General features: G+C 68.7%; 11 protein-coding genes and 2 riboswitches. Of the genes, 8 read left to right on the top strand and 3 right to left on the bottom strand.

The window, feature by feature from the left end; all coding sequences use genetic code 11:
• Positions 1-250: 250 nt before the first annotated feature.
• The 4 genes from AB0G10_RS37095 to AB0G10_RS37080 all read left to right on the top strand — a co-directional run bounded on the left by AB0G10_RS37095 (position 251) and on the right by AB0G10_RS37080 (position 5,347).
• A complete protein-coding gene (locus AB0G10_RS37095) occupies positions 251-1,540 on the top strand; it encodes an ABC transporter ATP-binding protein (RefSeq protein ID WP_360932989.1) in 1,290 nt (429 codons plus the stop codon).
• Between the two features lie 175 nt (positions 1,541-1,715).
• Complete coding sequence (locus AB0G10_RS37090; protein WP_360932986.1) at positions 1,716-2,123, top strand: ATP-binding protein; 408 nt, start codon at positions 1,716-1,718, stop codon at positions 2,121-2,123.
• A 94-nt stretch (positions 2,124-2,217) separates the two neighbouring features.
• Positions 2,218-2,952 carry a beta-phosphoglucomutase family hydrolase gene (locus AB0G10_RS37085; protein ID WP_360932983.1) on the top strand — a complete coding sequence of 245 codons (735 nt, stop codon included), beginning with the start codon at positions 2,218-2,220 and terminating at the stop codon, positions 2,950-2,952.
• Between the two features lie 31 nt (positions 2,953-2,983).
• A complete protein-coding gene (locus AB0G10_RS37080) occupies positions 2,984-5,347 on the top strand; it encodes a glycoside hydrolase family 65 protein (RefSeq protein WP_360932980.1) in 2,364 nt (787 codons plus the stop codon).
• 69 nt (positions 5,348-5,416) lie between these two features.
• Here AB0G10_RS37080 and AB0G10_RS37075 read toward each other — a convergent pair whose 3' ends face one another.
• On the bottom strand, positions 5,417-6,436 hold the full coding sequence (locus AB0G10_RS37075) for a hypothetical protein (RefSeq protein WP_360932977.1): 1,020 nt from the start codon (positions 6,434-6,436) through the stop codon (positions 5,417-5,419).
• Between the two features lie 4 nt (positions 6,437-6,440).
• A riboswitch (cyclic di-AMP (ydaO/yuaA leader) is annotated at positions 6,441-6,575 on the bottom strand.
• Between the two features lie 207 nt (positions 6,576-6,782).
• Positions 6,783-6,919, top strand: a riboswitch (cyclic di-AMP (ydaO/yuaA leader).
• Between the two features lie 5 nt (positions 6,920-6,924).
• Here AB0G10_RS37075 and AB0G10_RS37070 point away from each other — a divergent pair.
• A complete protein-coding gene (locus AB0G10_RS37070) occupies positions 6,925-7,938 on the top strand; it encodes a hypothetical protein (RefSeq protein ID WP_360932975.1) in 1,014 nt (337 codons plus the stop codon).
• 52 nt (positions 7,939-7,990) lie between these two features.
• Here the strand turns inward: AB0G10_RS37070 and AB0G10_RS37065 are convergent, their stop codons facing one another.
• Positions 7,991-8,764 (bottom strand): ABC transporter ATP-binding protein, encoded by a 774-nt coding sequence (locus tag AB0G10_RS37065; protein ID WP_360932972.1) that lies wholly within the window; start codon positions 8,762-8,764, stop codon positions 7,991-7,993.
• A complete protein-coding gene (locus AB0G10_RS37060; protein ID WP_360932969.1) occupies positions 8,757-9,653 on the bottom strand; it encodes an ABC transporter permease in 897 nt (298 codons plus the stop codon). The genes AB0G10_RS37065 and AB0G10_RS37060 overlap by 8 nt, the downstream gene beginning before the upstream one ends.
• A gap of 188 nt (positions 9,654-9,841) precedes the next feature.
• Here AB0G10_RS37060 and AB0G10_RS37055 point away from each other — a divergent pair, with 188 nt between their 5' ends.
• From AB0G10_RS37055 to AB0G10_RS37045, 3 genes are all read left to right on the top strand, one after another.
• Positions 9,842-10,441 (top strand): TetR/AcrR family transcriptional regulator, encoded by a 600-nt coding sequence (locus AB0G10_RS37055; RefSeq protein WP_360932966.1) that lies wholly within the window; start codon positions 9,842-9,844, stop codon positions 10,439-10,441.
• A 91-nt stretch (positions 10,442-10,532) separates the two neighbouring features.
• Positions 10,533-10,898 carry an Atu4866 domain-containing protein gene (locus AB0G10_RS37050; RefSeq protein WP_360932963.1) on the top strand — a complete coding sequence of 122 codons (366 nt, stop codon included), beginning with the start codon at positions 10,533-10,535 and terminating at the stop codon, positions 10,896-10,898.
• A gap of 50 nt (positions 10,899-10,948) precedes the next feature.
• On the top strand, positions 10,949-11,512 hold the full coding sequence (locus AB0G10_RS37045) for a hypothetical protein (RefSeq protein ID WP_360932960.1): 564 nt from the start codon (positions 10,949-10,951) through the stop codon (positions 11,510-11,512).
• Positions 11,513-11,514: the final 2 nt, after the last annotated feature.

Genomic DNA, 11,514 nt, shown 5'->3' with positions numbered 1-11,514 from the left:
GGTGTGCGGTGTCCGGCGAGGGTTGAAGGTGTAAGGGGTTGAAAGTCGCTGGCGAAATGTCTTTTTGTGCCCGCTCCTTCGTGTGCACGTGCACAGTCGATCTCCACACGTTCAGATCTCCGTAATCGATTGATCACTATGCGCGAATGGCACTTTCGTCCGATGGCAGGCCATCGACTCCACTCGCAGAGTTAGTGCTCGATCGCCGACCGTCGTGGGATCGGGATCACACGATCGCAGGAGGTTGACGGTGTCCACCGTCGCGCTCAAGGACGTCACGAAAGTCTGGCCAGATGGCTCGCTCGCCGTCGACAACCTCGACCTCGAGGTGAAGGACGGCGAGTTCATGGTCCTGCTGGGCCCTTCGGGCTGCGGCAAGTCGACAGTGCTCCGGATGATCGCCGGCCTGGAGGATCCCACCGAGGGTGAGATCCTGCTGAACGGTGAGCCGGTGCTGGATCTGCCTCCGCGCGAACGCAGCATCGCGATGGTGTTCCAGGACTTCGCGCTCTACCCGCACATGACCGTGGGCGAGAACATCGGCTTCCCGCTGAAGCTCTCCGGCGTCGAGCCGTCGCCGCGGCAGGAGCGGATCGACGCGGTGGCGGGCGCGCTCGGCATCGGCGAGGTGCTGGGGCGGCGGCCCAGCCAGCTCTCCGGCGGGCAGCGCCAGCGGGTGGCGATGGGGCGGGCGATCGTACGGCGGCCGGGTCTCTTCCTGATGGACGAGCCCCTCTCCAACCTGGACAGCGGCCTGCGCGCCGAGCTCCGCGCGGAGATCTCCAGCATGACCCGCGAGCTCGGGGTCACCACCATGTACGTGACGCACGACCAGGCCGAGGCGCTGACCATGGCGGACCGGGTCGCGATCATGCGCAAGGGCATCCTGCAGGACGTGGGCACGCCGACCGAGGTCTACCGCCGGCCGGCCACCCTCTACGTCGCGGCGTTCCTCGGCTCGCCCCGGATGAACCTGCTCGAGGCGTCCGTCTACGTCCACCTCGACCAGTACATCGTGCTGAACTTCGGCGAGCAGAACCTCTACATGCCCTGGAACGACCCGCGCGCCCGCGCGGTGGCCCGCTACCACGGCGAGCGGATCGTGGTCGGCATCCGGGCGGAGGCGCTCACCCCGGTGGCCCCGGAGACGCAGGGGCCGGTCCTGCAGGGGCGCATCCGGTACCTGGAGCACCACGGCCACGAGTCGCTGGCGTTCCTGGACGTCGGCGCCACCGCGATCGTGGTCGACGAGATGAGCAACCCGGTGCACACCGAGGTGCCCACCGAGAACGCGCTCAAGCGCGCGCTGAACCGGCTGACACGCCCGGGCGGCGGTGTGGACGTGGAACCGCGGCCGAACGGGCGGGTGAGCGTCCTGAACGACCCGGGCCGGCACCACCGCAAGCCGGCCGAGCTCTCGGTCCGGCTGGCGCCCTATCCGGCGGTGTCACCGGGGCATCCGCTTGCCATCGCGGTCCGGATGGACGCGATCCACTTCTTCGACGAGCGAGGTGATCGCATCGATGTCGGCTGGCGGTGACACCCGGGGGCCCGGGCACAACAGCCGGGATCTCCGCCACTTCCGGGCGGGATCACCGATGCCTCGTGCCACCGGTCGGCCACAGCGCGTAGGCTGCACCACGGTGGAGGACAGGATCAACCAGAGCGTGCGGTCGGCTCCGGGGAGGGAGCCGAGGGTCGATGGTGCCCGTCCGGTGGCGTTCCCGGTCCTGCTCGACCGGTCCTTCGGCGAGGACGACATCACGGTCCTCCGGCACGAGGTGATCGCCCGGCTCGCACCCCTGGGCCTGGACGGCGATCGGCGGCACGGATACATCCTCGCCGTGAACGAGGTCATCACGAACGTCGTGCTGCACGCCGGCGGGCACGGCCGGCTGGTGCTGCGCGTCGAGGACGGCTCGGTCTGGTGCCTGGTCACCGACTCGGGTCCGGGCATCCCCGGCGACCTCCTGGACGACATCCAGGCGCCGGAGGCGTTCGAGGTCGGGGGACGCGGGCTCTGGCTGGCGCACCAGTTGTGCGACGAGGTGACGACCGCGACCGGGCCGATCGGTACCTCGATCGGATTGCGTATCCGTTTGGATGTCGCCCGCGAATCTTGATGAAACAGCAGGTTGAACGACCTGTGAACCACCAAGGAAATATGAAGGTGCCCTTCCGCTCTCGTCCCGCTTCCCGTCCGGCTACATTGGGCGCGTGCTCGGACTTCCTTCAACGGTGACCGTTTGCCTTTTCGATCTTGACGGCGTGCTGACGCAGACCGCGCTGGTGCACAACGCGGCGTGGAAACAGACGTTCGATTCGTTCTTGGAATCGTGGTCGGGACGTCACGGTCAGCCATTCGTCCCATTCGACTCGGGCTCCGACTATCACCGTTATGTCGACGGTCGGCAGCGTGCCGACGGCGTCCGTACCTTCCTGGCTTCCCGGGGCATCACCCTGCCCGAGGGCACCCCCGACGACACTCCCGACCTGGAGACCGTCAACGGCATCGGCAACCGCAAGAACATGCTCGTGCTGCAGAAGATCGCCGAAGGAGCCGTTCAGGTCTACCCCGGATCGGTGGCGTACCTGGAGGCGGCGAAGGAGGCCGGCCTGCGCCGGGCCGTGGTGTCGGCGAGCGCGAACTGCAGGGACGTCCTGGTGGCGGCGGGCATCGCCGACCTCCTGGAGGTGCGCGTCGACGGCGTGGTGGCCCGTGAGCAGGGCCTGCCCGGCAAGCCGGCGCCGGACACCTTCCTGTACGCGGCGAAGCTCCTCGGCGCGGACCCGGCGGCCTGCGTCGTCTTCGAGGACGCGCTGGCGGGCGTCGAGGCCGGCCGGGCCGGCGACTTCGGCCTCGTCGTCGGCGTCGACCGCGTCGGCCAGGCCGAGGCGCTGCGTGAACACGGTGCCGACGTGGTCGTCACCGATCTTTCCGAACTTCTCTGAGACCTCATATTCAGTACCGAGAGGCACGACCGTGATCCGTGAACGGGCCTACCCCGTCGACCCATGGCACATCCGGGAGACCCGGCTCGACCTGGACCTGCTGGCCCAGTCCGAGTCGGTGTTCGCACTCTCGAACGGCCACATCGGGATACGCGGAAACCTGGACGAGGGCGAGCCGCACGGCCTGCCCGGCAGCTACCTCAACTCGTTCTACGAGTTGCGGCCCCTGCCGCACGCCGAGGCGGGGTACGGGTTCCCCGAGTCCGGCCAGACGATGGTCAACGTCACCAACGCCAAGCTGATGCGCCTGCTCGTCAACGACGAGCCGTTCGACGTCCGCTACGGCGAGCTGCGGTCCCACGAGCGCTGCCTGGACCTGCGGGCCGGCACGCTGGAGCGGATCGTCGAGTGGGTGTCCCCGTCGGGCCAGGGCATCCGTGTGCGCACCGTACGCCTGGTCTCGTTCACACAGCGGGCCGTGGTCGCCTTCCTCTACGAGGTGGAGCCGCTGGAGGGCGCCGCCCGGCTGATCCTCCAGTCCGAGCTCGTGGCGAACGAGCAGCTGCCGCCGATGAGCAAGGACCCCCGGGTCGCCGCGGTGCTGGACCGGCCGCTGCAGGCCGAGGAGATGATGGAGCAGCGCACCGGCGGCATCCTGGTGCACCGCACCAAGGCCAGTGACCTGCGGATGGCCGCGGCCATGGAGCACCTGGTGGATACGCCGGGCCGGCACGCCATCACCACCGAGGGGCACCCCGACTGGCTGCGGACCACCGTCGCCTGCCGGCTGGAGCCGGGCCAGAAGCTGCGGGTGGTCAAGCTGGCGGCGTACGGATGGTCCAGCATGCGCTCGCTGCCCGCCCTGCGCGACCAGGTCGGCGCCGCGCTCGCGAGCGCCCGTTTGGACGGCTGGGAGGGCCTGGTGCAGCAGCAGCAGGAATACCTCGACGCCTTCTGGGACCACTCGGACGTCAAGGTCGAGGGCGACGCCGAGGTCCAGCAGGCGGTCCGCTTCGGCCTCTTCCACACGCTGCAGGCCGGCGCCCGGGCCGAGAAGCGCCCGATCGGCTCGAAGGGCCTCACCGGCCCCGGGTACGACGGCCACACCTTCTGGGACGCCGAGACGTTCGTGCTGCCGGCGCTCACCTACACCCAGCCCTCCGCCGCGGCCGACGTGCTGCGCTGGCGGCACTCGACGCTCGACCTGGCCCGGGAGCGCGCGCAGACCCTCGGGCTGCAGGGCGCGGCCTTCCCGTGGCGGACCATCCGCGGCCAGGAGTGCTCCGGGTACTGGCCGGCCGGCACCGCGGGCTTCCACATCGGCGCCGACATCGCCGACGCGGTCCGGCGCTACGTCCAGGCCACCGGCGACTACGACTTCGAGCGTGAGGTCGGCCTGGAGTTGCTCGTCGAGACGGCCCGGCTGTGGCGCTCGCTCGGCCACCACGACCGGCACGGCCGCTTCCACATCGACGGCGTGACCGGCCCGGACGAGTACACCGCCGTGGTCAACGACAACATCTACACCAACCTGATGGCGCAGCAGAACCTGATGACCGCGGTCGACGCCTGCAAGCGTCACCCGGATCTGGCCCGCAAGCTCGGGGTGGACGACGAGGAGGCCGCGTCGTGGCGGGATGCCGCCGCCGCGGTGCACATCCCGTACGACAAGGAGCTCGGCGTCCACCAGCAGTGCGAGGGCTTCACCCGGCTCCAGGAGTGGGACTTCGAGAACACCCCGGCCGAGGGCTACCCGCTGCTGCTGAACTTCCCGTACTTCGACCTGTACCGCAAGCAGGTGATCAAGCAGGCCGACCTGGTCATGGCGATGTACATCCGGGGTGACGCGTTCACCGCGGAGGAGAAGCAGCGCAACTTCGCGTACTACGACGCGCGGACCGTCCGCGACTCGTCCCTCTCCGCGTGCATCCAGGCGGTGCTCGCCGCCGAGACCGGGCACCTGGAGCTGGCGCACGACTATCTGGGCGAGGCCGCCCTGATGGACCTGCACGACCTGCACCAGAACGCCCGGGACGGCGTGCACGTGGCGTCGCTGGCCGGCACCTGGATCTCGCTGGTCGCCGGTCTGGGCGGCATGCGTGACTTCAACGGCCAGCTGAGCTTCGCGCCGCGGCTGCCCAGCCGGATCAACCACATGGAGTTCTCGCTGCTCTGGCGCGGCCTGCGGCTGCGGGTCAGCGTGACCGGCGACGAGGTGACGTACTCGCTGCGCAACGGTGGCGGCTCGGCCCGGCTCACGCTGCTGCACCACGGCAAGGAGGTCGAGGTCACCCAGGTCCGTCCGGTGACCATGGCGATCCCGCCGGCCGGCCACGTCGGCCCGGCGCCGGCCCAGCCGCACGGCCGGGCGCCGGTGCGCCGCGCCACGCACTGACCGCGGCACAGCGAAATGCCCCCGTCCTGATCGGACGGGGGCATTCTCGTCTCTGGCCGCGAGGAGCTTTCAGAGCATCGACACGTGTACGTGGTCGGTGTGGTCGCTGACGCCGTGGTAGGCCTTCCAGCCCGAGGCCGGGAACCAGATCTTCTTGTACCAGATGACGTAGTAGATGCCGAGCTTGTCGGCGTTCCGCACCAGGAACGCCATGAGGTCGTTGCCGTACTTCATCATCTTGTCGTTGTGCGCCGAGGAGAATCCGCTCTTCTGCAGCGACCAGTCACAGGCCCGGCCCTTGGGGTGCTCGAACGGCCCGCCGTCGCGGTGGCAGCCGACGAACATGTCGAAGCCGGCCTTCTTCACCTCTTTGTACATGTGCAGAGTGCGCTTGGTGACGCAGCCGTTCGTGGTCGGGTCGTTCTCGGTGCAGCCCTCCGCCGAGAAACCGCCACTGGAGTTGCGCGGAGCAGCGGCGGCGACCGGAGATTTGGCGACCACGAAACCTTCGGTGAGCGCGTCGCCACCGACCAGTTTCAGGGCTTTCTCCGCCGCGTCCTTCTGCTTCTTCATCAGCGCGGTGTTCTGCTTCTGCGCCTTGACCTCGGCGTCGAGCTTGGCCTTCTTCTCGGTGACCGTCGCGATAGCGTCGTTGAGCTCGCCGAGCTTCTCGTCGTGCAACTTGTTGATCTCTTCGAGGGAGATCGCCTTCTTCAGGAAGTCGTTCGACGAGCTGGCGCCGAGCAGGAAGCCGACGGCGCTCAGGTTGCCGGTGACGTACTGCTCGCGGGCGATCGAGTTGACCTCGGGGATCAGCTCGTCGCGCCGCTTCTCCGCCGCCTTGATCTCGACGTTGAGCTTGGCCTGCGCCTTGGTGGACTTCGTCACGGCCGCCTTGGCGGTCACGTAACGGCGGTTCGAGGCCTCGATCACATCGGAGAGCAAGGCGTCGTCATCGTCCTCCTTGGCGGTCGAGGACGAGCCGCTCGGCTCCGCGGACGCCGGGGTCACCGGCACCAGGAGCAGGGCCGTGGCGGCCACGAGCGGCGCCAGGGCAAGGGTCAGCCACCGGCGGGGACGTGCGGTCATCAACAGTTCCTTCCTTGTCACCGCCGACCGAGTTAGCTGACGGGTTCGGGACGGAAGAGATCCCTACCGCCCGAAGGCGGATTCACCCCACTGACCTGGTTCCCCGGCTCGTCTTCCGACGATTGGGCGGCGGCCTGCCGGCTCCTCGGGGGCGGTGCCGTCCTGGCAGGACCGGCGCCGAGTTTACCTGAGGAATGGCGTTGCTTCAGGACCGCGGAACGGTCAAAACTGTTACCGCACAACGACTTTCCGTAATCATCTCACCTCGCGTGGCCACACCATTGCGCACCGTACGAGAACTGTCGATCTGTCGATTGAGTGGGTATGGTCGGACGCGGTTCCCACCCGGGGACCGCCGCCTAATCGCCCCCTGCGGCGAGCCGGGGAACCACATATTCCTCGGGGTGAATCCGCAACCGCGGTAGGGATTTCCTTCGTCCCGAACCCGTCAGCTAACTCGGTCGGCGGCCGACGGAAGGAATTTACCTGTGCAGCGAAAGACTGCGCGGCGGATGGCGGCTGTCATGGGGCTGCTGCTCGCCGTGTGCGGGCTGGCGGTCGTGGCGTCCCCGGCGAGCGCGGCCCCCGGCGACAACGGTGACGACGGCGAGGGCGGCTCGAAGTCTCTCGTCGAGCAGCTCGAGGACGCCTCCCGCGGTTACGTCGAGGCGAAGGCGAAGCTGAAGACGTCCAAGCAGAAGCAGACCGAGCTGACCGCGACCCTGAAGAAGCTGGACGAGCAGGTCGGCCCGCAGCAGGCGGCGCTCGACGAGATCGCCGCCCAGGCCTACACCTCGGGCCGGCTCGGCGGGATGTCCGCTCTGGTCAACGCGAGCGACACCGGCAGCTTCATCGACCGGACCATGATCCTGTCGACAGTCGCGGCTGACCAGAACAAGGCGATCGAGGATCTCAAGACGACCCTCGACGCGCAGCGCAAGGCGAAGCTCGCCATCGACGCCACCGTGAAGGACCAGCAGAAGCAGGTCAACGTGATGGCGAAGAAGAAGCTCCAGGCCGAGACGGCGCTGAAGAAGGCGAACCAGGGCGCGGACGCCTCCTCGTCGAGCGACGGCGGCGGCAGCGCCAAGGCCGACCCGGCGCCGAGCGGTTCCGGCTCCGGCTGCTCCGTGAACGACCCGACCAGCGGCGGCTGCATCACCCCGCGCATGTCGCACGCCCTGAAGCAGGCCCAGAGCGACGGCTTCACGCGTTACGTGCACTGCTTCCGCGAGCAGAACAGCGGTGAGCACCCGAAGGGCCGGGCCTGTGACTTCGCGGCCGACAAGAACGGCTTCGGCGGGGACGCGACCGGGGCGAGCAAGACGTACGGCACCAACCTGGCGAACTACTTCATCAACAACGCGGACGCGCTCGACGTGCTCTACGTGATCTGGTACCGCCGGATCTGGCTGCCGAGCAGTGGCTGGAAGTCCTACAGCGGCGCGGGCGGCGACCCATCCAGCGATCACACGAACCACGTGCATCTGTCGGTGCGCTAGAGCAGAAGTGCGCTGAGACGGGAAAGGGCGGGCCTCGCGGCCCGCCCTTTTTTCACTTCCGCATGTACGCCTCGTACTCGCGCATGACCTCGTCGGTCGGGCCGTCCGCGCGGATCAGCCCCGACTCCAGCCAGATGCACCTGTCGCAGGTGTCCCGGATCGACTGCTCGCTGTGGCTGACCAGGAAGACCGTTCCGGCCTCGGCCCGCAGCTCACGCACCCGCTGCTCGCTGCGCCGGCGGAACTTGGCGTCACCGGTCGCCAGCGCCTCGTCGATCAGCAGCACGTCGTGCTTCTTCGCCGCCGCGATCGAGAACTTCAGCCGGGCCGCCATGCCGGAGGAGTACGTCCGCATCGGGTACGACGAGAAGTCGCCGCGCTCGTTGATGCCGGAGAACTCGATGATCTCGTCCTTCTTGGCCTTCACCTCGGCCGGCGACATGCCCATGGCGAGGCAGCCGAGCTCGACGTTGCGCTCGCCGGGCAGTTCGTTCATGAGGGCCGCGTTCACGCCGAGCAGCGAGGGCTGGCCGGCCGCGTAGATCGCGCCCTTGGAGACCGGCAGCAGGCCGGCGACCGCGCGGAGCAGCGTGGACTTGCCCGAGCCGTTGCTGCCGATCAGGCCGATGGCCTCGCCCTTGTACGCCGTGAAGCTCACGCCCTTGACGGCGTGCACCTCCTTGACGTTGGCGGCCTTCGTGTTGGTGACCAGGCGCTTGAAGCTGGCGAGCGGGCTGCCGCTGCCCGGCGAGGCCGAGCTGTGCACCTTGTAGATGATGTGGGCGTTGTCCGCGATGACGGTCGGGACGAGCTCGTTGTCAGCCACGGCCGTAGCCCTTCTCTCCGCGCCAGAAGTAGACGTATCCGCCGATGCCGACGACCGCGCTCCAGGCCAGTGCCTGGATCCACAGCATGGTCGGCGTGCCGGCCAGCGTGACGTTCTCCAGCAGCGCGTGGCGGAACAGCTCGATGAAGATGAGCATCGGGTTCGCCTCGACGAGGGCGAGCTGCCAGCCGTCCAGCTTCTCGGTGAACAGGGTCACCGGGTAGAGCACGGCCGAGCCGTACATCCAGAAGCGCATGATGAACGGGATCAGCTGCTTGATGTCGCGGTTCTTGGAGCCGTACCGCGCCATGAACATGGCCAGGCCGGTGTTGAAGAGCGACTGGAGCGCCAGCAGCGGGAGCAGCAGCAGCCACTCGACCGTGATCGGCTCGCCGGTGATCAGGACGATGCCCATCAGCACCAGCAGGGCCACCATGAAGTTGCGGATCTCGACGAGGGCGGCCGAGAGCGGCAGGCTGGCCCGCGGGAAGTGCAGCGCCCGGATCAGGCCCAGGTTGCCGGTGATCGCGTTGATCCCGGTCTGCACGATCGACTGCGTGAACTGGAACACGAACACGCCGATGCAGAGGTACGCCGGGAAGTTGTCGATGCCCTTGCTGGTCCCGATGATCACACCGAAGATCAGGTAGTAGACCGCGGCGTTGATGATCGGCGTGAGGACCTGCCACACCGTGCCGAGCTTGGTGCTGCCGAGCGAGGACGACATCTTCGCGCTGGCGTGCGACTGGATGAAGTGCCGGTACGAGAGGAGCTGACGCGTGTATTCGGGCAGGCTGGGAAGCCGCCCGGACGCCGTCAGACCGTGCCGGCGAGCGAGCTCCTTGGGCGAGAGCTCGGTGCCGGTCTCGGCGACCGCCGTCTCTGGCATGGGATGGTGCTCCGATCTAGTCGGCCCGGCGGAGGCGGGGGGCTCCGGTGGCTTGCGCGAGGACACAGCTGACAAGCATGACAGGCGTTCACCGTCTCCGTTGGAACGGGTTCGTATCGACGTGGCTGTGACGGTAGCTGACCAAACGGCGGAACGCAACCGTTACGTCGTAGCGCTATAGTGACTCTGTGGCGACAGTTAAGCGCGCACCAGCCGGAGCGGCGGTGCTCCGAGGCGACATCACCGTTGCTATCCGCAACGCGGTGATGAACGAGTTGGCGGAAGTCGGCTACGGCCGATTGTCCATCGAGGCGGTGGCCCGCCGTGCGGGGGTCGGCAAGACCGCGATCTACCGGCGATGGAGCAACAAGCTCGAGATGGTCATGGAGATCGTCTCGGACGTCGCCGAGCGCAAGGTGCCGCTCCCGGACACCGGGAGCTTCGCCGGCGACCTCGAGCTGCTCATGATGATCGTGAGCCGGGCGCTCCAGCACCGGATCGCGTCCCAGATCATCCCCGACCTGATGGCGGAGGCGGCCCGCAACCCGCAGATCGCCGAGACCCTGCAGCGGGCGCTCCGCACGCACCAGCAGGCTCTCGCCGAGAAGCTGGTGGGTCAGGCGGTCACCCGCGGCGAACTTCCCGAGGGCACCGACCCGGGCCTGGCCGTCGACATGATGCTCGGCCCGCTCTACTGGCGCCTGGCGATCGCCCGGGAGCCGATCGGGGACGACTACCTGGAACAGCTCGCGAAGGCCGTCACCGGCGCACTGAAGGCCGCCGCGTAACCAACCGGATCGCAACCGGGGATTGGCTGGTCCGCGCCGCGCCGCGGCCGAAGGAAGGGGTCGACCCGACCGACGTCCGAAAGCCGTGCCGATGACCTCCCCCTGCGAGCCCCGCGTCGACTTCACCGTGCTCGACGCCGCCGCCCTCCTCGCCATCGCCATGGGCGGCGCCTCCGACCTGACCGCGCGCCCGTCCGGCACCGCCCCGAAGGTGGTGACGGGCGCCGCGGTGGTCGGCGCCTGGCGCAGCGCCGACGGCGTGGTCCAGCTGCGCCTGCACACCGACGGCACGTACGCCGGCGAGGTCGCCGGGCGCCGTCAGGCGGCCCGCGGCACCTACGACATCGACGGCGCCGACGTGGTGCTGCACGACGAGTCGGGCATCAACACCCCGGTGCACGTCCACGACGGTGAGCTCGAGATGGCCGGTCACCGCCTGCTACCGATCTGCGCCTAAGAACGCCGGCTCCGCCGTCGATCAGTAGGGGACATCGACCTGGGGGACGGATGCGCAAGATCAAGCTGGCCATGGCTCTGACCGCACTGCCGCTGCTGCTCGGCGGGTGCTCCGCGCTCGGCCTCGGCGGCGACTCGCCGGGCGCCACCGCGACGGCGCCGGTGGAGAGCGAGGACTGGATGCGCCTGGCGGCCGGCGACCCCACCCCGAGCCCGGTGCCGACGCGTGGCAAGGCCGTCGCGACGGCCGACCCGACGGTCTCCGCGCCGGCGCCGGACCCCAGCTGCACGAAGATCTGGCCGCGGACCGAGCCGGTGCTCATCCCGGTCGAGGTGACGCCCGGCGCGGGCTCGCTCAAGGTCGAGTGGCCCACCCAGTACAGCTCGGACTACCGGGTCGCGGCCGTGCCGCAGGAGCTGGTCAGCGGCCCGCAGCCGGAGCCGGTGTGGAAGGCGGTCGCGCCCGGCACCGGTTGCACGGTCAGCACCACGCTCACCGGGCTCACGCCGGGTGCGGCGTACATCGTCTGGCTCGACGCGCCGAACACCGGCTACAACGTCGACGGGTCCCGGCACCTCTACAGCGGCCGTTCCGGGGTCGTCTACCCGGAGTGATC

Source organism: Actinoplanes sp. NPDC023714 (genome assembly GCF_040639855.1).
Classification (GTDB): domain Bacteria; phylum Actinomycetota; class Actinomycetes; order Mycobacteriales; family Micromonosporaceae; genus Actinoplanes.
This window is presented reverse-complemented; position numbering and strand designations above follow the sequence as displayed.